Annotated in this window: 9 protein-coding genes; all 9 read left to right on the top strand. The window is 74.1% G+C overall.

Translation table 11 applies throughout. The features are described from left to right. Positions 1-118: 118 nt before the first annotated feature. Genes ACLJQM_RS41715 through ACLJQM_RS41675 form a run of 9 tightly spaced genes read left to right on the top strand, consistent with a single transcriptional unit; the run spans position 119 to position 24,773 of the window. Positions 119-3,550, top strand: coding sequence for a beta-ketoacyl synthase N-terminal-like domain-containing protein (locus ACLJQM_RS41715; protein WP_410635854.1), 3,432 nt, complete (start codon positions 119-121; stop codon positions 3,548-3,550). A 57-nt stretch (positions 3,551-3,607) separates the two neighbouring features. Continuing rightward, positions 3,608-7,042 (top strand): amino acid adenylation domain-containing protein, encoded by a 3,435-nt coding sequence (locus ACLJQM_RS41710; RefSeq protein ID WP_410635852.1) that lies wholly within the window; start codon positions 3,608-3,610, stop codon positions 7,040-7,042. Beyond that, entirely contained in the window at positions 7,039-12,306 is a 5,268-nt protein-coding gene (locus ACLJQM_RS41705; RefSeq protein WP_410635851.1) for an SDR family NAD(P)-dependent oxidoreductase, read from the top strand. Before ACLJQM_RS41710 ends, ACLJQM_RS41705 begins: the two co-directional genes overlap by 4 nt. 10 nt (positions 12,307-12,316) lie before the next feature. Further along, on the top strand, positions 12,317-15,301 hold the full coding sequence (locus tag ACLJQM_RS41700; protein ID WP_410635850.1) for a non-ribosomal peptide synthetase: 2,985 nt from the start codon (positions 12,317-12,319) through the stop codon (positions 15,299-15,301). After that, positions 15,298-20,691 (top strand): amino acid adenylation domain-containing protein, encoded by a 5,394-nt coding sequence (locus ACLJQM_RS41695; RefSeq protein ID WP_410635848.1) that lies wholly within the window; start codon positions 15,298-15,300, stop codon positions 20,689-20,691. The genes ACLJQM_RS41700 and ACLJQM_RS41695 overlap by 4 nt, the downstream gene beginning before the upstream one ends. Then, on the top strand, positions 20,688-21,950 hold the full coding sequence (locus tag ACLJQM_RS41690; protein ID WP_410635847.1) for an ATP-grasp domain-containing protein: 1,263 nt from the start codon (positions 20,688-20,690) through the stop codon (positions 21,948-21,950). Before ACLJQM_RS41695 ends, ACLJQM_RS41690 begins: the two co-directional genes overlap by 4 nt. Further along, the gene (locus tag ACLJQM_RS41685) at positions 21,947-23,200 is read left to right on the top strand and encodes an ATP-grasp domain-containing protein (RefSeq protein WP_410635845.1); all 1,254 of its coding nucleotides are present in this window, start codon (positions 21,947-21,949) and stop codon (positions 23,198-23,200) included. The genes ACLJQM_RS41690 and ACLJQM_RS41685 overlap by 4 nt, the downstream gene beginning before the upstream one ends. Further along, the gene (locus ACLJQM_RS41680; RefSeq protein ID WP_410635843.1) at positions 23,197-24,135 is read left to right on the top strand and encodes a TauD/TfdA family dioxygenase; all 939 of its coding nucleotides are present in this window, start codon (positions 23,197-23,199) and stop codon (positions 24,133-24,135) included. The genes ACLJQM_RS41685 and ACLJQM_RS41680 overlap by 4 nt, the downstream gene beginning before the upstream one ends. Further along, positions 24,132-24,773 (top strand): NAD(P)H-dependent oxidoreductase, encoded by a 642-nt coding sequence (locus tag ACLJQM_RS41675; protein ID WP_410635841.1) that lies wholly within the window; start codon positions 24,132-24,134, stop codon positions 24,771-24,773. The genes ACLJQM_RS41680 and ACLJQM_RS41675 overlap by 4 nt, the downstream gene beginning before the upstream one ends. The last annotated feature ends 160 nt before the right edge of the window (positions 24,774-24,933 follow it).

Raw genomic sequence — 24,933 nt, 5'->3', positions numbered from 1 at the left:
CTTGAGCCTTAACCTTGCGTGATTCTTCACCATGAATCGCACTGGGGAGTGAGATGAAGTCGACGTCACCGCCGTGGTTTCCGCGCGCCCATTCGCCGTCGGGAGCCGATACCCGGCGATGACGCAAGACGGCTGCATCAGACGTTTCGCGGGAATCGCGCGGCAGTCACCCGACCGGATCGCCGTGGTCGAGCACGACTCGGTGGTCAGCTACGCGCGGCTGGCGGAGCTGGCCGGCGGGCACGCCGCCCGGCTGCTCGACGCCGGCGTCCGGCCGGGTGAGTTCGTCGGCCTGCTCACCGGGCACGGGACCGCCGCGATCGCCGCGATCCTCGGCACCCTGGCCGCGGGCTGCGCGTACGTTCCGCTCGACCCGACGTTCCCGCGGGACCGCCTCGCCCACCAGGTCGCGGCGGCCCGCGTGTCGGCCGTGCTCACCGTCCCCGAGCACGGCGACCTCGCGGAAGCGTTGTGCCGCAACGCTTCCGCGCGGGTCGTCCGGTCCGGTGCGGACACCGCGCCGCTGCCGGTGCCCGACCCGGACCCGGCCGCGCCGGCCTACGTGCTGTTCACCTCCGGCTCCACCGGCACGCCGAAGGCGGTCGCGCAGACCCACCGCAACCTGCTGCACGTGGTGGACAACCAGATCGCGACGCTCGCCGTCACCGCCGCCGACCGGCTCAGCCTGCTGGCTTCCTTCGGCTTCGACGCGGCGATCCCGGACCTCTACCCGGCGCTGCTGACCGGCGCCGCCGTGGTGCCGGTGGACGTGCGCGCCCACGGCGTGGCCCACGCCGCGCGCGAACTCGCCCGGCACCAGGTCACCGTCTACCACTCGACGCCGACGGTCTACCGCTACCTCCTCGACGCGCTCGAGGGCGACCTGCCCGCGGTGCGGACCGTCCTGCTGGGTGGTGAGCAGGCGACCTACGCCGACGTCCGCCGCGGCCGCTTCGCCGCGGATTGCGTGTACGTCAACGGGTACGGCGCGACCGAGGTGACCTTCGCCGCGCAGTACCGGCTGACCGCCGCCGACGTCCCGGCCGACGCCACCGGCCCGCTGCCGATCGGCACCGCGCTGCCCGGCTACGCGCTCACCGTGCTCGACGGCGGCGAACTCGAAGTCAGCGGCGAGTACCTGGTCGACGGCTACTTCGACCAGCCGGGCCCAGCGTTCGGCACCACGGCCGGCGGCGTCCGCAGCTACCGCACCGGCGACCTCGGCGAGGTCCGGCCGGACGGCACCCTGGTCTGCCTCGGCCGGCTCGACCGGCAGGTCAAGGTACGCGGGTTCCGCGTCGAGCTGACCGAGGTCGAGGCCCGCCTCGGCGAACAGCCCGGCGTCGCCGAAGCGCGCGCGATCGTGCGGGACGGCGAGCTGCTCGCCTACGTCGTGCCGGCCGGGGAACCGGACGTGACGGCGTGGCGGGCCGCACTGGCCGACGTGCTGCCCGCGCATTCGGTGCCCGCCGCGGTCGTCGCCGTCCCGGCTTTCCCGCTCACGGTCACCGGGAAGCTGGACGAGGAAGCTCTTCCGGACCCGCGCCCGGCCGCGCCCGTCGAGGCCGGGCCGATGACCGCGGCGCAACGGCGGGTGCACGCGATCTGGGCCGCGGTGCTGGGCCACGACGGGTTCGGCGTCGACGACGCCTTCTTCGACGTCGGCGGGCACTCGCTGCTGCTGGGCCGGGTCCAGCAGCGGCTGGCCGCGGCGTCCGGCGCGGACGTCCCGCTGCTCGGCCTGCTGGAGCACCCGACGGTCGCGGCGCAGGCCGCCTACCTGGAACCGGCTGCTTCGGACGGTCCGCGCACCGCGGTGGCCGAGCCGGACGACGACGAGCCGGGCAGCGACCTGATCGCCGTCGTCGGCCTCGCCTGCCGGTTCCCCGGCGCGCCGGACGCGGACGCGTTCTGGTGGAACCTCTGCGCGGGCGTCGACGCGATCCACGACTACGCCGACGACGAGCTGGCCGCGCTCGGCATCGGGCCCGGCCTGCGCGCCGACCCCGCGCACGTGCGGGCCGGCGGCCGCCTCGACGGGGTCGAAGACTTCGACGCCGGGTTCTTCGGGTTCACCGCGGAGGAAGCGGCGCGCACCGACCCGCAGCACCGCCTGTTCCTGGAGACGGCGTGGCGGGCGCTGGAGGACGCGGGCCGCGACCCGGCGCGGGAACACGGCCCGGTCGGGGTGTTCACCTCCGCCGGGGTCAACCGGTACTTCCTCTTCCACCTCTTCGGGAACCCGGCGGTGACCGGCGACGTCGACCCGGACGACTGGGAAGGCCGGCTGCTCGGGCGCCAGCTCACCGACCACCTGCCCGGCCAGGTCGCCTACCGGCTCGGGCTGACCGGGCCCGCGCTCGCCGTCCAAAGTGCCTGCTCCAGCTCGCTCGCCGCGGTCGGCCTGGCCGCGCAGAGCCTCGCCGAATACCGCTGCGACCTGGCGATCGCCGGAGGCGTGAGCGTGACGTGGCCGCGGTACCGCGCGGGCGGAATGGCCTCGGCGGACGGCCGCTGCCGCTCGTTCGACGTGGCCGCGGACGGGGCCGGCTTCGGGTCCGGCGCCGGGGTCGTCGTGCTGCGGCGGCTGTCGGACGCGCTCGCCGACCGCGACCACATCCACGCCGTGCTGCCCGGCTGGGCGATGACCAACGACGGCGCCGACCGCGCCGGGTACGCCGTGCCGAGCCCGGCGGGCCAGGCGGCCGCGATCGCCGAGGCGCTCGCCGTCGCCGAGGTCGATCCGGCCGACGTGGGCCTGATCGAAGCGCACGGCAGCGGCACCCCGCTGGGCGACGCGATCGAGGTCGCCGCGCTCAACCGGGTGTACCGCGACGTCCCGCCCGGGACGTGCGCGCTCGGTTCGGTCAAGACGAACATCGGGCACCTGGACGCGGCCGCCGGCGTGGCCGGGCTGATCAAGGCCGTGCTTGCGGTGCGCCACGGCGTGATCCCGCCGAACCTGCACTTCACCGCGCCGCACCCGGAGGTCGACCTGGCCGGCGGCCCGTGCTTCGTGCCGGTCAAGGCGACCGACTGGCCCGACGCGCCCCGCCGGGTGGCGGGGGTCAGCGCGTTCGGCATGGGCGGGACCAACGTCCACGTCGTCGTCGAAGAAGCACCGGCGCCGGGCCCGCGCGTGACCGCCGAGGGCCCGCACGTCCTGCCGATCTCGGCGCGCGACCCGCAAGCGTTGCGGGAAGCGCTGTCCGCGGTGCGTGACCGGCTCGCGGCCGACCCGCCGGACCTCGCCGACGCCGCTTACACCCTCGCCGTCGGCCGCCGGGAGTTCGCCAGCCGCGCGGCCGTGGTCGCTTCGACCGCCGAGGAAGCCGTCGAGGCCCTCGACACCCTGCTGGCCGAGGCCGGCGACGTCGCCGGCCCGCCGGGCGCGGCCAGGGAGCTGGCCCTCCGCTGGACCGGCGGCGCCGACGTCGACTGGACCGCCCGCCACGACGGCGCGGAGCCGGGCCGGGTGCCGCTACCCGGCTATCCGTTCCAGCGCGGCAGGTTCTGGATCGACCCGCCGGTTCCGGGACACCACCCGTGAGCCGCACGCACCACCACCCGGCCGCCACCGCGGCCGGACCGAACTGGGGAGTTCTTCGTGACCGACACGCTGCCCGTCGCGGGCACGCACGGCCCGCCGCCGTCCTTTCCGGACACCACGGTCGCCGGCCTGGTCCTGGCGCAGGCGGAGAAGACGCCGGACGCGCTCGCCGTGCGGCAGGGCACCACCCGGCTCACCTACGCTGAGCTCGTCGCCGCGGCCTGGGGCGTCGCGGCCGCCCTGCGCGAACGCGGGGCAGGCCCGGGAAGCCGGGTCGGGGTGTGCGCCCACCGGACGCCCGCCCTCGTGAGCACGGTGCTCGGAGTGCTGCTGTCGGGCGGCGCCTACGTCCCGCTCGACCCGGGCGGGCCACGTGCCCGGCTGACGGGGATCGCCGCCGACGCCGGGGTGTCCGTCGTCGTCGGCGACGCCGCGGTCGCCGAATTCGGTGCGGGAACGGGGATCGGCGTCCCGCCGCCCGCCGCGCCCGGCACCTGCCCGGCCACGCCGGACACGACCGCGCACGTGCTCTACACCTCCGGCTCGACCGGACGGCCCAAGGGCGTGCTCACCAGCCACCGCAACGTCGTCGCGTTCGTCACCGGGTTCGCCGGCCGGCTCGGCGTCGGCCCCGGCACCCGCACGCTCGGCATCTCCTCGCTGGGGTTCGACGCCTTCACGATGGACGTCTTCGTGCCGCTGGCGGTCGGCGGCTCGGTGCAGCTGGCCGGGACGGCCGACCGGGCGGACCCGGAACGGCTGCGCCGGTTCGTCGTCGAGCACGACGTGAACTGGGGCTTCATCACCCCGACGCTGCTGTCGCTGCTCGACCCCGCCGACGTACCCGGCTGGCGGGCCGTGGCCTGCGGCGGCGAGCCGGTGCCCGCCGAACTGGCCGCCCGCTGGCTGCCCGGGCGCCGGTTCTTCCACGTCTACGGCCCGACCGAGACCACCGTCGTCGTGGTCACCGACGAGGTGACCGGCGTGCCCGCCGACCCGCTGCCGCTGGGGACGCCGACGCCGTGGCACCGCGCCCACGTCGTCGACGGCGAACTGCGGCCCGTCGCGCCGGGTGAGGTCGGCGAACTGGTCATCGGCGGGCCCGGGCTCGCCGCGGGCTACCTCGGCAGCCCGGAGCTGACCGCGCGGAAGTTCGTCGAGGACCCGTTCACGCCGGGGGAGCGGCTCTACCGCACCGGCGACCTGGCCCGGCTCCGCCTCGACGGCAGGCTGGAGTTCGCCGGCCGCGCCGACCGGCAGGTGAAGATCCGCGGACAGCGCATCGAACTCGGCGAAGTCGAGGCCGCGCTGGGCGCGCACCCGGACGTCGGTGCCGTCGCCGTCGAAGCCGTGCCCGGTCCGGGCGGCACCCGGCTGGTCGCGTTCCTCAGCCCGGCGTCGGCACCGTCCGATGTGGACCTGCACGCGTACGCGGGGGAGCGGCTCACCGAGGCGATGCGCCCGGCCGTCGTCCGGCGGCTGGACGTGCTGCCGGTCAACCCCGTCACCGGGAAGGTCGACCGGCCCGCGTTGCGGGCGCTCGCCGAAGAGGCACCGGTCGGTGACCTGGGCGGCTCGCCGGTCGCCGAGGTGTGGCGGCGGGTGCTGGGGGCCGGTGCCGGACCCGACTTCCTGCTGTCCGGTGGCGACTCGATCGCGGCGATGCGGCTGGTGGCGGCCCTCCGGAAGGACCTCGCCGCCGATGTGTCCGTCGAGGACGTTTTCGCGGGGCGGACGCTCGAGGAGCTGACGCGGCGGGTGGCCGCGGCCGCCCCGCTCACCGGCCCGGGCTTGACCACCGGTCACGCGCCCGCGCTGTCCCCGCCCCAGCGGCGGCTGTGGTTCCTCGACCAGCTCGCCCCGGACGCGGCGCCGTACAACATCGCGATGGCGTTCCGGCTGACCGGACCGCTCGACGTCGGCGCGCTGCGCGCGGCCCTTCGCGCGGTCGCCGAACGGCACGACGTGCTGCGCTGGCGGATCCGGCCGGTCGACGGCGTCCCGCGGGCGGACTGCCTGCCCCCGGCCGACGTCGAGCTGCCGGTGCGCCCGCTGACCGAAGCCGCCGTCGGTGAGCGGCTGGCCGCCGACGCGGCGGCACCGGTCCGGCTCGACCGCGAAGCGCCGTGGCGCGTGCGGCTCTACGAGCTGGGGCCCGAGGACCACGTGCTCGGCTTCACACTGCACCACGCCGTGTTCGACGGCTGGTCGCAGGAACTGCTCTGCGCGGACCTCGCCGCGGCCTACCGCGGCGAACCCCTGCCGCCGCTGCCGGTGTCCTATGCGGACTACGCGGTGTGGCGCGCCGAGCGCGACGGCCGTCGCGAAGCCGTCGACCTCGCCTGGTGGACCGAGCACCTCGCGGGCGCGCCGTCCACAGTGGACCTCCCGCGGGACCGGCCGCGCCCGGCCGTCCAGACCTACCGCGGCGCGACGCACCACCAGACCTTCCCCGACGGCGTCGCCGAGGCCGTCGCAGCGCTGGCCACCCGCACCGGAACCACCCGCGCGGGCGTGGTGCTCGCCGCGTTCGGGCAGCTGCTGCACCGGCTCACCGGCGGGGACGACCACCTGGTCGCCACCGTCGTCGCGGACCGGCAGCTGGCCGAAACCCAGGACGTCGCCGGGTTCTTCGTGGACATCGTCCCGGTGCGGCTGCGCGCCGCGGACGCGGACTTCACCACGCTCGTCCGGCGCGGCGGCGAGGAGCTGCTGGCCGCCACCGCGCACCCGGCGGCGCCGATCGACCGGCTCGTCGGCGCGCTCGGCGTACCCCGCGATCCTTCGCGAGCGCCGCTGGTGCAGGTGATGGTGAACGTCCTCAACTTCACCGAACCCCGGCTCGACCTGCCCGGGCTGCGGGGAACGTGGGTGCCGGTCGAGAAGCCCGGTTCGCCGTTCGACCTGACCGTCTACGTCCTCGGGCACGGCGTCGAGCTGCTGTACAACCCGGACCTGTTCGACGCGGCCCGGGTGGCGGCGCTCGCCGAGGACTTCACCGCGCTCCTCGCGGCGCTGGCCGCCGAGCCGGACCGGCCGGCCGGGGCGTGCGCGCCGGAACTCCCGCGGGCCTCGGTCCGCACGGCCGCACCGGAAGCGGCCGCGCGGCCGAAAGCCGAGCCGGCACCGGTCGTCGACCCGGCCGCGCTGGCGGCGACCGAGGCGCTGATCGCCGCCACCTGGCGGGAAGTGCTCGGCCTCGACGCCGTCCGGGTGACCGACAACTTCTTCGACGTCGGCGGGCATTCGCTCGCCCTGGCGAAGGTGCACGCCGAGGTCACCGCCCGGCTCGGCCGCCGCATCCCGATGGTCGACCTGTTCACCCACCCCACCGTCCGCGCCCTCGCCACCCACCTCCACGCGGGGGCCGCGCCCAGCCCGGAACTCGCCAGGGCCGCCGAGCGGGTCGCCGCCCGCCGGGGGCGCACCCCGTCCAGAAGACCCCGCCGCAGTGCCGGCACAACCGGCCACGAACAGGAGCGACACCAGTGACGAACGACCTCGAACCGGGCGCCGAACCCATCGCCATCGTCGGCATGGCCGCCCGTGTCCCCGGCGCCGGTGACCTCCGGCAGTTCTGGCGCAACCTCGTCGACGGCGTCGAGTCCATCAAGCCCGCCACCCGGGAAGAACTGCTCGCCCGGGGCGCCGACCCGGCCACTTTGGACGATCCCAGCTGGGTCAACGCGACGACCGTGGTCGACGGCTTCGACGAGTTCGACGCCGACCTGTTCGGGATGACCAGCCGCGAAGCCGAGATCACCGACCCGCAGCACCGGGTCTTCCTCGAGGCGTGCCATTCGGCGCTGACCGACGGCGGCTACGACCCGGCCCGCTACGGCGGCGCGATCGGCGTCTACGGCGGCACCGGGCGGACCGGCTACCTGATCGAAAACCTGCTGCGCAACGAGCGTGTGCTGGCCTCGCAGCACGGCGGCATCGGGATGTCCACCGGCAACCAGCCCAGCTACCTGACCACGTCGGTGTCCTACAAGCTGAACCTGCGCGGCCCGAGCCTCGCGATCCACACGGCGTGCTCGACGTCGCTGGTCGCGGTGCACCTGGCGTGCGAGGCGCTGCGCAACGGCGAGTGCGACCTCGCGCTGGCCGGCGGCGTGAACCTGGAGATGCCGCACGGCATCGGGTACATGGGCGTCGAGGGCTTCACCTCGCCGGACGGGCACGTGCGCGCGTTCGACGCCGGCGCCAACGGCACGGTGTGGAGCAGCGGCGTCGGCGTCGTCCTGGTCAAGCGGCTCTCCCAGGCGCTGGAGGACGGCGACCACATCCGCGCGGTCGTGCTCGGCAACGCGATCAACAACGACGGCGCCACGAAGGTCGGCTTCTCCGCGCCCAGCGTCGCCGGGCAGACCGAGGCCATCGCGCAGGCGGTCGGCATGGCCGGGGTCAACCCGCGCACGATCGGCTACGTCGAGGCCCACGGCACCGGAACGGCGCTGGGCGACCCGATCGAGATCACCTCGCTGTCCACTGTGTACGGCCACGGCGTCCCGGACACCGGCTGGTGCGCGATCGGCTCGGTGAAGTCGAACATCGGCCACCTGTCCCAGGCCGCCGGTGTCGTGGCGCTGATCAAGACCGTGCTGGCGATGGAACACGGCCTCATCCCGCCGACCATCAACTACGAAGAAGCCAACCCGGGCATCGACTTCCCCCGGAGCCCGTTCCACCCGGCGACCACCGTGACCAAGTGGGAAGCCGCCGACACCCCGCGCCGGGCGGGCGTGAGCTCCTTCGGCGTCGGCGGCACCAACGCCCACCTGGTGCTGGAAGAGGCACCCGCGCCGCGGCGGCACCGCCGTCCGCGCCCGGCGCACCTGCTGCGGGTGTCGGCGAAGACGCCGGAAACGCTCGCCACCGCGGTCGAGCGGCTCGCCGACCGGCTGGCCGGCGACGTCGACCTCGACCTGGCCGACGTCGCGCACACCCTCGCCGCCGGGCGGACCGAGTACCCGCACCGCGCGGTCGTCGTCGCCCGCGACTCCGAAGACGCGGTCGACGGCCTGCGCGACCCCCGCCGGCTCGCCACGGCCCAGGCCGGTGAGCTCAAGGTGGCGTTCCTGTTCTCCGGGCAGGGATCGCAGTACGCGGGGATGGGCGCCGAGCTGTACCGCAGCGAGCCGGTCTTCGCGACGGCGTTCGACGAATGCTGCGAGCTGTCCGGTCTTCCCGGCCTGAAAGAGCTGGTGCTCGGCCGCGGCGGGGACGCCGAGCTGAAGGAGACGCGCTACACGCAGCCCGCGCTGTTCGCCGTCGAGTACGCGCTGGCCCGGCTGTGGCGGAGCTGGGGCGTGCGGCCGGGCGCGATGATCGGGCACTCGGTCGGCGAGTACGTGGCTGCGACCGTGGCCGGGGTGTTCACCCTCGCCGACGCGATGCGGCTGGTCGTGCGGCGCGGCGAGCTGATGCAGGCGATGCCCGCCGGCGCGATGCTCGCCGTCCAGCTCGACGAGGAATCCGTCGCGAAACGGCTGCCGGAAGGGCTTTCGATCGCCGGGGTCAACGGGCCGGGGACGTGCGTCGTCGCCGGGCCGTCCGGTGCCGTCGCGGACTTCGCGTCACTGCTGAAGTCGAGCGACGTGCAGTGCCGGGAACTGGTGACCTCGCACGCCTTCCACTCGCCGATGATGGACCCGATCCTGGCGGAGTTCACCGAGGCCGTCGCCGCGGTGCCGCGGTCGGCGCCGTCGCTGCCGTTCCTCTCGAACCTGACCGGCGGCTGGATCACCGCCGAGCAGGCCACCGATCCCGCGTACTGGGCCGCGCACCTGCGCCGGGCGGTCCGGTTCGGCGACTGCGTGCGGACGCTGGCCGGCGGCGGCGAGCGGTGGGCGCTCGTCGAGTGCGGCCCCGGCCACCAGCTGGCCGGCCTCGCCCGTGGCCAGGTGCCGAAGGGCTCGCCCGCGCCGCAGCCGAGCCTGCCCGGCCGCAGCGACCGCGAGGGCGACGTCGAAACGCTGTACGCCGCGGCCGGTCTGTTGTGGACACACGGGGTGTCGGTCGACCTCACGACGGACGGCCACCGCGTGCCGCTGCCCGGCTACCCCTACGCGCGCAAGCGGTACTGGGTCGACCCCGATCCGAAGGGGACACTGGCCGAGCTCGCACAGCCGAGCGGGCCGCTGCCGCTCGACGAGTGGTTCGCGGTCCCGTCCTGGCGGCAGGCGGGTCCGGAACTGCGGCGCGAGCCGTTCGCGTCCTGCCTCGCGTTCGTCGGCGACGACGTCCTCGCGGACCTGCTGCGGGACGCCGGGGTCGCGGTCACCGAGGTCCGTCCCGGCGACGCCTTCACGACGACCGAGCGCGGCTTCACCGTCCGGCCCGGGGTGCGCGAGGACTACGACGAACTGGTCGCCGCCCTCGGCGACCGCCCCGAGCGGGTGGTCCACGCGTGGGCCCTCGACGGCACCGAAACCGGGATGGCCGCCCAGGAGCGCGGGTTCTTCAGCGTGCTCAACCTGGTCCAGGCCTGGGGCGAGCCGGTCCGGATCGACGTGCTGAGCACCGGCACCGCGGACGTCACCGGCACCGACCTCACCCGGCCCGAACACGCGACCCTGGCGGGCATCGCGCGGGTACTGCCCCTGGAAGTCCCCGGCACGCTCGTGCGGCGGATCGACGTCGAGGCCGTGACCGAGGACGTCGTCGCCGAGCTGTTCCGCGCGGCCGGCACCGAAGCCGAGGTCGCCCTGCGGCGGGGCCGGCGCTGGGTCCTGGAGCACACGCAGCTCACCGTGCCCGAAGCGGCGCCGGTGCTGCGCGACGGCGGCCGGTACCTGATCACCGGGGGCACCGGCGGCATCGGCGTCACCCTCGCCGAGGACTTCGCCCTGCGCGTGCGCGCGAAGCTCATCCTGCTGACCCGCAGCGGCCTGCCGCCGCGCGAGGAGTGGGACGCCCATGACGGAACCGACCGGACCGGGCGCGCGATCCGCGCGATCCGGCGGATGGAGGCCGCCGGGGCGGTGGTGCTCGTGGTCGCCGCCGACGTGACCGACCCGGCCGCCCTGCGGCGGGTCCGCGAGCTGGCCGAAGCCGAGTTCGGCGGGCTGGACGGCATCGTGCACGCGGCCGGCCTGCCCGGCGGCGGCGTCGCGGAGGTCAAGGAGCGGGCGGCCGCGGAAGCGGTGCTGGCCCCGAAGATCGGCGGCACCCTGGCGCTGGCCTCGGCGTTCGCCGATTTGCCGATGGACTTCGTGGCCCTGTGCTCGTCGGTCACCGCGGTCTCCGGCGACTTCGGGCAGGTCGACTACTGCGCGGCCAACAACTTCCTCGACGCCTACGCGCGCGGCGACCACGGCTGGCGGGCCCGGGTCGTCTCGCACAACTGGGGTGGCTGGGACGAGGTCGGTATGGCCGCCGAAGTGGCCGCGCCGGCGACGATCCGGTCCACCCGCACGAAGGCGGACGGCCCGATCGCGCACCCGGTGCTCAGCACGCGCACCGGCGAGGACTGCCACGGCCTGGTCTCGGCGGCCGCGCACTGGCTGCTCGACGAGCACCGGATCGCCGGCGTCCCGGTCGTGCCCGGCACCGGGCACCTGGAAACCGTGCGGGCGGCCGTCGAGGCGGCGCTGCCGAAGCCCGGCGACGGCCACGTCGTCGAACTGCGCGATGTCGCCTTCCTCGAACCGTTCTCGGTGCCCGAGGGCACGGTCGCGGAGTACCGGGTCGGCTTCGACGGTGACGGGTTCGCGGTGACCAGCCGCGCGGGTGGCGTGACGAAGACGCACGTCCGGGGTTCCGCGGGCTGGGTGCCGGCGCCCACGGCGTCCACTGTGGACCTCGACGCGGTGCGGGACCGGACGAGCGTGCTCGACGACGGCAACGCGTTCGGCACCGGCCGGACCAGCATGGTCACCTTCGGCCCGCGGTGGGCCGCGCTGCGCACCCACCACGTCGGCGCGCACGAGGAGCTGGCCTCGCTCGTCGCGCCGGTCTTCGACACCGGCTGGGGGCTGCACCCGGCGCTGCTCGACGTCGCGACCGCGTTCGGCCGCGGCCGGGGGAGCGGCACGTACCTGCCGATGAGCTACGGCCGGGTGGTCGTGCACGACGTGCTCCCGGCGAGCTTCCACAGCCACCTGCGCTACCGCGACTCCGGCGGTGACCAGGTCATCGCCGCCGACCTGACGCTGTGCGGCGACGACGGCCGCGTGCTCGTCGAGATCGAGGACTTCGTGCTCCGCCAGGTCGACGAGGGCGCGGTCAGCGGCGGGCTCACGGCGCCGGTGGCCAGGTCCACTGTGGACTCCAGCGGGATCCGGCCGGTCGACGGCGCCGAGGCGTTCCTCCGGGCGCTGACGCCGGGGCTCGGCGGCCAGGTGGTGATCAGCACCCGCCCGGTGCGCGACCTGTTCGCCCGCCGGGTCACCGCCGAAGCGCTGGAAGAAACCGAAGAGGTCGCCGAAACCGTCCAGCCGACGGCCCAGGACGACTACGTCGCCCCGCGGACCGACCTCGAAGCCGAGATCGCCCGGCAGTGGGCCGAGGTGCTCGGCGTCGAGCGCGTCGGCGTCGACGACGACTTCTTCGCCCTCGGCGGCAACTCGCTGGTCGCCATCCAGCTCATCGCCCAGGTCCGCAAGACCACCGGCGCCCGGCTGGCCATGAAGACGCTGTTCGAATCCTCCACGGTGGCCGCGCTGGCCGAGCGGATCGAGGAGCTGCGGACCGCCGCGGCCCCCGCCGCCGAGGCGCCGGCCGCCACCACCATCCCCAAGCTCGAGCGCTGAAGCAGGAGACATGACCGACACGAAGGAATGGACGTTCCCGGCCTCGTTCGGGCAGGAGCGGATCTGGCTGTCGAACCAGCTCGACCCGGCGTCCCCGGTGTACAACCTCCCTTGCCAGGTGCGGCAGGACCTGCCGCTCACCGAGGGGCAGTGGCGGGCCGCGCTCGGCGTGGTCGTCGGGCGGCACGAAGCCCTGCGCACGGCGTTCCGGATGGACGGCGGCGAGCTCGTCCAGGTGGTGCACGCCGACGTCCCGATCGACCTCGAGGTGCACGACCTGCGTGACCTCCCGGAGCGGGAGGCCCGCGCGGCCGAGCTCGCCGAGGCGATCGCCCGCCGCCCGATCCCCCTGGACTCGGCCCCGCCGTGGCGGGCCCAGCTGTGCCGGCTCGGCGACGCCGACTGGCTGCTGACGTTCGTCGTGCACCACACGGTGTTCGACGCCGGCTCGGTCCTGGTGCTGGCGAGCGAACTCGACGAGGCCTGCGACGCGGCCGCGGAGGGCCGGCTGCCGAAGCTGCCCGAGCTGGCCATCCAGTACCCGGACTACTCGGCGTGGCAGCGCGGCCAGCTGCCGCTCGTGCGCGCGCAGCTGGACTACTGGCGCGAGCGCCTCGCCGGGCTCCCGCCGGTGCACAGCCTGCCCACCGACCGGCCGCGGCCCGCGGGCTTCGGCTTCGACGGCGGCCAGGTCGACTTCACCCTCCCGGACGGCCTGCTCGACCGGGTCGGGGAGGTCGGCCGCGAGCTGTCGGCGTCGCCGTTCATGGTGCTGCTCGCCGGGTACACCGCGCTGCTGGCGCGGCTGTCCGGGACGACCGACGTCGTGGTCGGGGTGCCGGTCGCCGGGCGCGACCTGCCCGAACTCGCGCCGCTGATCGGCATGTTCGTCAACCAGCTCGCCATCCGCGTCGACTGCGGCGGCGACCCGGCGTTCGCCGAGCTGGTCGGCCGGGTCCGCACCGCCGTGCTCGACGCCATCGAGCACGGCCGCGTCCCGTTCCAGCTGGTCGCCGACGCGGTGCGCCCGGAGCGCGACCCGGCGGTGCAGGCGCTGTACCAGATCGGCTTCAACTTCATCCCCGACTCGGGCATCGAGCCGGTCCGCTACGCCACCGCCAAGGACGACGTCGCGATCGACCTCACCGCGACCGGTGGCCGGCTGCTGTACCGCACCGACCTGTTCGACCGCGAGACCGCGGAGTCGATGGCGGAGCGGTTCCTGCGCCTCCTCGTCGCGGCGGTCGAGGACCCGGCCGTCGCGGTCACGGACCTGCCGCTGCTGTCGGACGCCGAACGCCGTCAGGTCGAAGAGTGGAGCGGCTCGTCCACCGAGGACGCTCCGCTGTTCGTCGAGCGGTTCGAAGAGCAGGTGCGGGCGACGCCCGACGCGGTCGCGGTGGACCTCGGCGGCACATCCCTGACGTACGCCGAGCTGAACGCGCGGGCCAACCGCGTCGCGCACCGGCTCGGTGCCGGCGGGGTCGTCGGCGTCTGCGCACCGAACTCGGCGGAGCTGGTCGTGGGCATCCTGGCCGCGCTCAAGAGCGGCGCGGCCTACGTCCCGCTCGACCCGGCGAACCCGGCCGCGCGGCAGGCACTGGTCCTCGCTGACGCCGGGGCCGGCGTCGTGCTGACCGCAGGCGACGGCACCCTCGACGTCGAGACGCTGGACCTGGGCGATCCGGCGGTGTGGGCGGAGTCGTCCGAAGCGGACCCCGCGCGGCCGGGGCCGGACGACGTCGCCTACGTCATCTACACCTCCGGCTCGACCGGGCGGCCCAAGGGCGTCCAGGTGGGGCACCGGGCGCTCGCCACCTACCTCGGCTGGGCGCGGGAGGCGTACCCGAGCCTGGCCGGCCGCGCGCTGCTGCACACGTCGGCGTCGTTCGACCTCACCGTCACGACGCTGCTCGGCCCGCTCACCGCCGGCGGGTCCATTGTGGACTCGGGGCGGCCGGACTTCGTCAAGGCCACCCCGACGCACCTCGCCGTGCTGCCGGAAGAGTCGTACCCGACCGGTGACCTGGTCCTCGGCGGCGAGGCGTTGCCGGGCGAGGCCGTGCGGCCGTTCGCCGAAATCTCCGTCACCAACGAATACGGGCCGACCGAAGCGACCGTCGGGTGCATCGCCCACCGGCTGGACGGCCCGGTCGACGGGCCGGTGCCGATCGGCCGCCCGACCCCGGGCACCCGCGCCTACGTCCTCGACGAGCGCCTGCGGCCGGTGCCGCCGGGCGTCGTGGGCCAGCTCCACCTGGCGGGCGCCCAGCTCGCCCACGGCTACCTCGGGCTGCCCGAGCTGACCGCGGAACGGTTCCCGGAGGGCCCGTACGGGCGGATGTACGCCACCGGCGACCTCGTCCGCTGGCGCCGCGACGGCACCCTCGACTACCTCGGCCGGACCGACGACCAGGTCAAGCTGCGCGGCTTCCGAATCGAGCCGGGGGAGGTGGAAGCCGCCCTGCGCGAGCTGCCGGAGATCCGGGACGCGGCCGTCGCGGTCCGCGAAGGAACCCTCGTCGGGTACGTCGTCGGCAACGCGGACGGCGCCGCGGAGGCGCTGCGGGCCACGCTGCCCGAGTACCTGGTGCCGACAGTGTTCGTCACGCTCGCCGCGCTGCCGGTGGCGGCGAGCGGCAAGCTCGACCGGGCCGCGCTGCCCGATCCGCAGCTCGGCGGCGAGGCGGAGTACGTGGCCCCGAGCACCGCGGCCGAGGAGCTGGTCGCCGAAGTGCTGGGCGAACTCCTCGGCATCGAGAAGCTCGGCGTGCACGACGACTTCTTCGCCCACGGCGGCAATTCACTGCTCGCGATCCGCGCGATGGCCCGGATCCGCAAGCAGGTCGGCGTCGAACTGCCGGTTCGCGGCCTGTTCTCGTTCACCACGGTGGCCGGGCTCGCCGCCGAGGTCGAACGGCGGCTCGAAGCCGACCTCGACCAGCTCAGCGACGAAGAGGTCCGGGCCCAGCTGGCCGAAGGTGAGCAGGCGTGACGACGATCGACGAAACCAGCAGCGCGGCCGCGCGCCGGGCCCTGCTGGAACGGCGGCTGCGGCGGCGCGCCGAGCCGGCCGCGACCATCACCCCGCGGCCGGAGTGCGACGACGTCCCGTTGTCGTACCAGCAGGAACGCGTCTGGTTCATGGAGCAGTTCGCGCCCGGGACCACGTCGTACAACATCCCCGTGCCGATCCGGCTCACCGGCCGCCTCGACGTCACCGCGCTGCGGGCGGCCCTCGATTCCCTGCCCGTGCGGCACGAGGCCCTGCGCATGCGGTTCCCGGCCGGGGACGACGGGCAGCCGTCCGTCCACGTCGAACCGGTCGTCACCGTCCCGCTGTCCCTGGTGGACGCGGCGGACGAGGAAGCCGCCCGGGCGGCCGTCGACGCCGCCGCGGCCGAGCCGTTCGACCTGGCCGGAGGACCGTTGCTGCGCGCGACCCTGGTGCGTGTTGCCGATGACGAGCACCTCCTCGCCGTGTGCACGCACCACATCGTCGGCGACGGCTGGTCGGTCGACCTGCTGCTGCGCGACCTCGCGGCGGGCTACCACGGGACGGCGGCCGCGTTGCCCGCGCTGTCCATCGGCTACGGCGACTTCGCGCACTGGCAGCGCCGGACGCTGACCGGCGCCGAACTGGACCGGCAGCTCGACCACTGGCAGGAGACCCTCCGCGGCGTCGAACCCCTGGAGCTGCCCACCGACCGGCCGCGGCCGGCGACCCAGACGTTCGACGGGGCGATCCACGAGTTCTTCGTCGAGCAGGACCTCGTCCGGGCGCTCGGCGACCTGAGCCGCGAGCACGGCGTCACGTTGTTCATGACGTTGCTGGCCGCCTACCAGGTGCTGCTGTCCCGGTATTCCGGGCAGGAGGACTTCGCGGTCGGTTCGTCGTCGGCCGGGCGCGGGCTGCCGGAGCTGGAAGGCGTCGTCGGCATGTTCATCAACATGCTGCCGCTGCGCGCCCAGCTCGAGGGCGACCCGGGCTTCACCGAGCTGCTGGCCCGGACCCGGCGGCACGTGCTCGACGCGTTCGACCACGCCGACGTCCCGTTCGAGCGCCTGGTGAACGCGCTCGGCGTACCGCGTGACGTCAGCCGCTCGCCGGTGTTCCAGGCGATGTTCGTGCTGCAGAACTACGAAATGGGCCGGCTGGGTGCGGCGGGGACGTCCGAAGTGGACTTCCGCTGGCTGCCGATGGACCTGCCCTCGACCCGGTTCGACTTCGAGTTCCACGCCATCGAGGTCGAGTCCGGGCTGATCGGCAAGTTCGTGCACAACACCGCGCTGTTCGGCGCGGAGACCGTCGCCGGCATGGCCGGGCGCCTGGTCACGCTGCTGCGTTCGATCGTCGCCGACCCCACGCGGCCGCTGTCCGGGCTGGACATCCTGGGTGACCAGCGGGACCTGGTCGTGCACCGGTGGAACGACACCGCGGGGGAGATCCCGCCGGGCACGCTGCACGGCCTCGTCGAGGCGCAGGTCGCGCGCACGCCGGACGCGCCCGCGCTGACCTTCCGCGGTGAGTCGCTGTCCTACCGGGACCTGGACGCCCGGGCCAACGGGCTGGCGCACCGCCTGCGTGAGCTGGGCGTCGGGCCGGGCGCCCTGGTGGGTGTCTTCGCGAACCGCTCGTTCGAGCTGGTCACCGGCCTGCTCGGGGTGCTCAAGGCGGGCGGCGCCTACGTGCCGCTCGACCCCGAGTACCCGGCGGACCGGCTCGCGTTCATGCTCGAAGACGCGGCCGCGCCGGTCGTGCTGACCCAGGCCGCCCTCCGGGACACCCTCCCGCCCGGCGACGCGACCGTCGTGGTGCTGGACGAGCTGACCGGCCCGGCCACCCCCGTGGAACCCCTGGCGAGCGCGGAAGATCCCGCGTACGTCATCTACACCTCGGGCTCCACGGGACGGCCGAAGGGCGTGCCCAACGGGCACCGCGGCATCGTCAACCGGCTCGACTGGATGCAGCGCGAATACGGCCTCGACGGTTCGGACGCGGTGCTGCAGAAGACCCCGGCGAGCTTCGACGTCTCGGTGTGGGAGTTTTTCTGGCCGCTGATGACCGGCGCCCGGCTGGTGCTGGCCGAGCCCGGCGGGCACAAGGACGCCGCCTACCTGCGGGAACTCCTGGGCACCGAGGGGATCACGACCGCGCACTTCGTCCCGTCGATGCTGACCTTGTTTTTGAATGAGCGGGGCATCGAGTCGGTGACGGCGTTGCGCCGGGTCGTCTGCAGCGGCGAGGAACTCCCGCTCGACACCGCCCGCGAGTTCGTCCGGCGGCTGCCGCACTGCGAGCTGCACAACCTGTACGGCCCGACCGAAGCCGCGATCGACGTCACCGCCTGGCACTGCACGCCCGAAGCGCTGGCCGAGGTGGCGTCCGTGCCGATCGGGGCGCCGATCCGCAACCTCCGCGTCTACGTCCTGGACGGGCGCGGCAACCCGTGCCCGGTCGGCGTACCCGGCGAACTCCACATCGCCGGCGTGGGCTTGGCGCTGGGGTACCACAACCGGCCGGAGCTCACGGCGGAGCGGTTCGTCACGGATCCGTTCCACGGCGGCCGGATGTACCGCACCGGCGACCTCGCGCACTGGCGATCCGACGGCACGATCGCGTTCCTCGGCCGCCTCGACCACCAGGTCAAGCTGCGCGGGCTGCGCATCGAGCTGGGCGAGATCGAGGCCCGGCTGCGGGAACAGCCCGGCGTGGCCGACGCCGTCGTGCTCGTCCGGGAGGACACGCCGGGGGACAAGCGGCTGGTCGGGTACGTGGTCGGCGAGGTGGAAGGCCTGCGGACCGCGTTGAAGGAGACGTTGCCGGACTACATGGTGCCGCCGTCGTTCGTCACGCTCGACGCGCTGCCGCTGACGCCGAACGGGAAGCTCGACCGCAAGGCGCTGCCCGCCCCGGTCGCCGCCCGGGACGCGAGCACCGCGCTCGTCGCACCGGCCGGCGCCCTCGAAGTGCTGCTCGCGGACATCTGGCGGGACGTGCTCAAGGTCGAGGAACTGGGCGTCGACGACGACTTCTTCGACCTCGGCGGCCACTCGATGCTCGCCACGCAGGTCGTCGCGCGGATCGCGAAGGCCGGGCACCAGGCCGGCGTGATGGACCTGTTCCAGCACCGCACGATCCGCGAGCTGGCCGGGTTCCTCGACGGCGACCGCGACGACTCGGGACACCTGCTGTACGAGCTGACCAAGCCCGTCGCTAAGCCGACCCTGACGTACGTCTGCTTCCCGTACGGCGGCGGCAGCGCGATCGTCTACCAGCCCCTCGCCGACGCGCTGCCCGGCGGGTATTCGCTGTTCTCGGTCGCGATCCCCGGTCACGACGTCGGCCTGTCCGAGGAGGCCGTGCCGTTCGACGAACTGGTCGAGCGCCTCGCCGGCGAGGTCCTCGAGCGGATCGACGGGCCCCTGGCCATCTACGGCCACTGCGGCGTCGGCAACGCCCTCGCCGTCGGCGTGGCCCGGCGCCTGGAGGAGCGCGGACGGGAGCTCGAAGTCGTGCACATCGGCGCGATCTTCCCGTTCGCGCGGATCAAGGGTGCCGTCGGGACGCTGCGGACGCGGCTGGAGAAGCTGCGCAGCAACCGGTACTACGCGAACTGGCTCAAGGGCATGGGCGTCGACACCGACGACCTCGACCCGGCGCAGGCCGACCGGATCATCAGCAACATGCGGGCCGACAGCCGCGCCGCCGAGGAGTACTTCAGCGGCCTGCTCGACGCCCGCGTCGCCAAGCTGCGCGCGCCGATCATCTCGGTCGTCGGCTCGGAGGACCCGGTCACCGACTACTACGCCGAGCGCTACCGCGAATGGGAGTTCCTCACCGACCGCACCGCGCTCGTCGTGCTCGACCAGGCCGGGCACTTCTTCCTCCGCTACCGCGCGGAAGAACTGGCGGAGATCATCACCCGGGTGCACCCCGCCGTGGACGAGCCCGGCGACCTGCACGTTTCCGCCCGGGGCGAGGACGCGGGCTGGGCGGTGCACGACACCCACCGGTCCGAAGTGGACGACAAGCCCGCCGTGCAGCCGAGCATGGCCCGGTTCGTCACGGTCACGGTGGGCCAGCTGGTCTCCTCGACCGGCTCCGCGCTGACGTCGTTCGCGGTGCCCATCTGGCTCTACACCAGGACCGGCTCGGTCACCGACCTCGGCCTGCTCTGGGCGCTGGCCCTGCTGTGCGGGGTGCTGGTGCTGCCGGTGGCGGGCGCGCTCGTCGACCGTGGCGACCGCCGCAGGATCATGATCGCGGCCAGCGCGCTCGCCGGCGTCATCCAGCTCGCGCTCGCGGTGCTGCTGACGGCGGGGAACCTGCAGCTCTGGTGGCTCTACACGCTGATCCCGCTCGGGTCGGTCGCGGGGTCGATCCAGCGCATCGCCTACCAGTCGTCGGTCGCGCAGCTGGTGCCCAAGCAGTACCTGGGCCACGCGATGGGGCTCGCCCAGCTGTCCAACGGCTTCGCGCAGCTGCTGATGCCGGTGATCGCGGCCGGGCTGCTGGCGGCGATCCAGCTGACCGGGATCCTGGTCCTCGACATGGCGAGCTACGTGTTCGCCATCGTCAGCCTGCTGTTCGTCCGGTTCCCCGACCTGCTCGGCTGGCGCCCGCGCGAGCCGCTGCTGACGGCGATCGCGGGCGGGCTCAAATACTCGTGGAACCACCGCGGCTTCCGCACGATGCTGCTGTACTTCGCGCTGGCCAACGTCTTCCTGGCGCCCGCGCTGGTGCTCGTCTCGCCGCTGGTGCTGTCCTTCGGCACCGTCACCGACGTCGCCCAGGTCGCGCTGGCCGAGGCGGTCGGCGCGGTGGCCGGCGGCATCGGCATGGCGCTCTGGGGCGGCCCGCGCAAGCGGCGCATGGTCGGCGTCCTCTTCGGCAACGTCGGCATCGCGCTCGGCAGCCTCGTGATGGGGCTGCGGCCGTCGCTCATCGTCGTCGCCGCGGGGGTGTTCCTGCTGGCCGCGGCGATGGCCGTGTCGCAGGGCATCTACGCGACGCTGGTGCAGGTCAAGGTGCCGCAGCGCTACCACGGGCGGGTGTTCGCCATCAACCAGACGATCACCTGGTCGACGCTGCCGATCGGGTTCGCGGTGCTCGCGCCGCTCGCGGTCGGCTGGTTCTCGCCGCTGCTCGCGCCCGGCGGCGCGCTCGCCGGGTCGGTCGGCACGGTCCTCGGCACCGGCGAAGGCCGCGGGGTCGGGCTCGCCTTCGTCGTCTACGCGCTGATCCTGCTGCTGATCAACGCCGGCGGGTTCGCCGTGAAGCTGCTGCGCCGGTTCGACACCGAGGTCCCGGATTCGCTGCCGGACGACCTCGTCGGCGCTCAGGAACGGGAGCGCAAGCTCGCCGGGAAGGAGGCCGCGTGAGCGACGTCGTGCTGATCAGGGAAGCGCGCGGGCACTGGGTCGGCGAGGTCGCCGCCGCGGTGCACGCGGCCGGGCACCGCGCGGTGCTGTTCGCGCCGTCGGTGGCCGCGGCCGAGCGGACCTCGCTCGCCGCGGTCGTGGACGAGGTGGTCGCCGTCGACGACGTCTACGACGCCGAAGCCGTCGCCGCCCGGATCCGCTCGGCGGTCGGGGTGCCCGCCGCCGTGCTGACCGGTTCGGACGGGGCCATCGCGAGCACCGCCCGGGTCGCCGAGCTGCTCGGCGTCGCGCGGTGCCCGGCGTCGGTGTTCGCCCTGTGCGCGGACAAGTTCGCGGTCCGGGAAGCGCTGGCCGCGGCCGGCCTGCCGGGTCCCGCGGTGGCGCTGATCTCCTCGGCCGCTTCGGCGGCCGAGGTGGCGGAGCGGGTCGGGCTGCCCGCGATCGTCAAGCCGGTCAACGGCGCCGGAAGCAACCTCGTGCGCACAGTGTCCACTGTGGACGAGCTGGCGGCCGCGTACGAGCTGCTGGCCGCGCGGCTGCCGGAGTCCGCGGACCCGCGTTATCACCGCCGGTTGGGGACGCTCGACCCGGCGTCGACGTTCCTCGTCGAAAGCCTGCTGCGGGGGCCGGAGTACGCGGTGGACGTGCTGGTCCGCGACGGCGTCGCCGAGCCGGTCGAGATCCTCGACAAGCCGCTGATCGACGAGCGCAAGTTCGAGCTGGTGCTGTCCTGCCCGCCGGCCGGGCTCTCCGGCGAGCGGGCCGCACTGGTCACGTCGGCGGCGTCCGCCGCGGTCCTCGCGCTGGGGCTCGACAACACGATCGCGCACGTCGAGGTGATCGACGACGAGCGGCGCGGCCCGACGATCGTCGAGGTCAACGCGGGCCGCCCGGCGGGCTCGATCATGCCGCTGCTGGCCAAGCTGCGCACCGGCGTCGACGTGTTCGCCGAGCTGACCGCCCTCGCCCTCGGCGCGCCGCCGCCCGCGCGCGAGCCGGCGAAGCTGCCGATCCCGCTGGGCATGCTGATCCTCTACGCGACCGGGTCCGGCACCCTGACCGGCATCGGCGGCCTCGACGAGGTCGCCGCGCTGCCGGAGGTCGTCGACGTGGTCACGACGGTCTCGCCCGGCCAGGTGCTCACCGACGAGCAGGAGACGTACGCGGTCAACCTCGTCGTCGCCGGGTTCGCCGACCACGAAGACCTGGCCGCGCTGCACGCCGAAGCGAGCAACCTGATCCGGCTGGAGGTCGCGTGAAGACCGCGTTCATCGTGCGGGAAACGCACGGGCAGTGGATCGCGGACTTCGCGGCCGCCGTCCGGGACGCCGGCTGGCGGGCCGAGCTCGTCACCGAGCCCCTGGACGACGGCGAGCCGGAGTACCAGGTCGACGGCTTCGTCGTGGTCGACGACGTCCGGGATGCGCCCGCGGTGGCCGAAGCGCTCCGCGACCGGGAGCCCGCCGCGGTGCTGACCGCGGCGGAGGGGATCATCGCGAGCACCGCCCGGATCGCCGAGCTGCTCGGTGTCGCCCGCTGTCCGGCGGACGTGTTCACGCTGGCGCACAACAAGTTCGCTGTCCGGCAGGCCCTCGCCGCGGCCGGGTTGCCGGGGCCGCGGGCCGCGTTGTTCGCCGATCCGGCGCAGGCGCCCGCGATCGCCGCGGAGGTCGGTCTCCCCGCGATCGTCAAGCCGGTCAACGGCGCCGCCAGCACGCTCGTCCGCACGGTGTCCACCGTGGAGGAACTGGTCGCGGCCTACCACCTCCTGGCCACCCGGCTGCCGGAGAACCCGGACGCGCGCTACCACCGCCCGCTGCCGGGACCGCTCGACCCGTTGCGGGTGTTCCTCGTCGAGAGCCTGCTCGACGGGCCGGAGTACGCGGTGGACGTGCTCGTCCGCGACGGGGCCGCCGAACCCGTCACCGTGGTCGGCAAGCCGCTGATCGACGAGCGGAAGTTCGAGCTGGGCATGGTCTGCCCGCCGTTCGGGCTGGCCGGGGAGCGGGCCCGGCTCGTCACCGAAGCCGCGTCCGCCGCGGTGCTCGCCCTGGGGCTGGACTCGACGTGCGCGCACGTCGAGGTGATCGACGACGCCGTCCTCGGCCCGGTGGTCGTCGAGGTCAACGCCGGGCGGCCCGCCGGGGGAGCGCAACCGGCGCTGCTGAAGCTCGCCACCGGCATCGACGTCACCGCCGAAGCGGTTTCCCTCGCGCTCGGTACGCCGCCGCCCGCGCGCGGCACCGGGCTGCCCGTGCCGGTCGGCTACCTCGTCCTCTACGCCGAGGGCACCGGACGGCTCGTGCGCGTCGAAGGCACCGAAGAAGTCGCGGACCTGCCGGAGGTCCTCGACGTCGTCACCATCGTTTCGCCCGGCCAGGTGCTCAGCGACGACCAGGAGATCTACGCCGTGAACGTCCTCGTCGCCGGCTTCGCCGACGTCGACGACCTGGCCGCGCTGCACGCCGAGGCCGCCAAGCTTGTTCGATTCGAACTGGAGGGGTCATGACCGCCGATCTCGCGGCGCCGCTGGGGCAGCTGCAGGGCAACGAGCACACCAAGATCGCCGTCTTCCCGGCCGCGGACTTCGCGGCCGTCGAGGCGCAGCTGCCGCAGGTGCGGGAGCACCTGCGCGACCACGGCGCGATCCTGCTGCGTGGCCTGCCCGCCGACCTCGACCTGTTCAACCGGGTCACCGAGACGATCGGTGGCGCGCTGCTCAGCTACACCGAACGCTCGACGCCGCGGTCGAACGTGGCGGGCAACATCTACACCTCGACCGAGTACCCGCCCGCCGAGTCGATCCCGATGCACAACGAGAACTCGTACTCGGCGAGCTGGCCCGCGCGGCTGTTCTTCCTGTGCGACACCGCGGCGGAAACCGGTGGGGCCACGCCGATCGCGGACAGCCGGGCGATGTACCGGCTGCTGCCGGCAGACCTCCGCGAGCGGTTCGCCGGCGGCGTCACCTACGCGCGTGCTTTCCGCGAGGGGCTCGGGCTGACGTGGCAGGAGGCGTTCCAGACCGAGGACCGCGCGGTCGTCGAGGACTACTGCGCGCGCAACGGCCAGACGTTCGAATGGACCGAGGAGGGGCTGCGCACCCGGCACGTCCGGCCGTCGTTCGTGGTGGAAGAGCACACCGGGGACACCGTGTGGTTCAACCAGGCCAACCTGTTCCACGTCTCGAGCCTCGGTGAAGAGGTCAGCGAGGCGTTGCTGGAGCTGTACCCGGAGGCGGACCTGCCGCGCAACGCCTACTTCGCCGACGGCAGCCCGATCCCGGTCGAGGACCTGGCGAAGGTGCGGGAGGTCTACGACGAGGTCAGCTACGCGTTCCCGTGGCAGGCCGGCGACATCATGGTGATCAACAACATGCTGATGGCGCACGGCCGCGAGCCGTTCACGGGCAAGCGGCGCATCCTGGTGGCGATGACGGGATGACCGCCCCGGTGGTGGTACTGCTCGCGCACCCGCGGCCCGGGAGCTTCAACCACGCGCTCGCCGGCCGGGTCGTCGCGGCGCTGGAGCGGGCCGGGGTGCCGGTGCGGTTCCACGACCTGTACGCCGAGGGCTTCGACCCGGTGCTCACCGCGGAAGAGGCCTACACCAGCGGCACCCGGGCGGAGGAGTTCCTCGCCGCCGAACCGGACCCGCTGGTGCGGCGCCACCGCGAGGAACTGCGCGAAGCGGGCGGGCTCGTCGCGATCCACCCGAACTGGTGGGGCAAACCACCGGCGATCCTCAGCGGCTGGCTCGACCGGATCCTCGTCCCCGGCGTCGCGTACCGCCTCGACGACGCGGGCGGCGCCCCCGAGTCGCTGCTTTCGTTGCGTCGGCTGCTGGTGGTGAACACGTCCGACACGACGGAGGAGCGCGAGCGAACGCTGTTCGGCGACCCGCTCGACGCGATCTGGCGGCGCTGCCTGCCGCCGTACCTCGGCGAGCCGGAGGTCCACCGGCTCGTGCTGCGGGTGGTGGCCGACGCGGGCGGAGACCGCCGTGCGGAGTGGCTCGACGAGGTCGAAGCAGCGGCGGCCCGGCTCTTCGGGGCGCGGGTGACGTCGGACGGCGGGTCTTGACCTCAGCGCGGTAGGGCGGCCGGGTGGCCAATCCGCCAACCCGACGCCTTCCCCGACCCGCCAACCCAACGCCCGACCCAGCGCTCGCCCGACCCGGCAACCCAGCGCTCGCCCGACCCAGCGCTCGCCGGACCCGCGCAACCCCCTCGGCCGCCCGAGC

The organism is Amycolatopsis sp. cmx-4-83 (genome assembly GCF_046548815.1).
GTDB lineage: Bacteria > Actinomycetota > Actinomycetes > Mycobacteriales > Pseudonocardiaceae > Amycolatopsis > Amycolatopsis pretoriensis_A.
This window is presented reverse-complemented; position numbering and strand designations above follow the sequence as displayed.

Bases quoted from the DNA above. Each gene is read 5' to 3' on its own strand.
- ACLJQM_RS41715 (WP_410635854.1), top strand. From the start codon at position 119: ATGACGCAAGACGGCTGCATCAGACGTTTCGCGGGAATCGCGCGGCAG.
- ACLJQM_RS41700 (WP_410635850.1), top strand. From the start codon at position 12,317: ATGACCGACACGAAGGAATGGACGTTCCCGGCCTCGTTCGGGCAGGAG.
- ACLJQM_RS41680 (WP_410635843.1), top strand. From the start codon at position 23,197: ATGACCGCCGATCTCGCGGCGCCGCTGGGGCAGCTGCAGGGCAACGAG.
- ACLJQM_RS41675 (WP_410635841.1), top strand. From the start codon at position 24,132: ATGACCGCCCCGGTGGTGGTACTGCTCGCGCACCCGCGGCCCGGGAGC.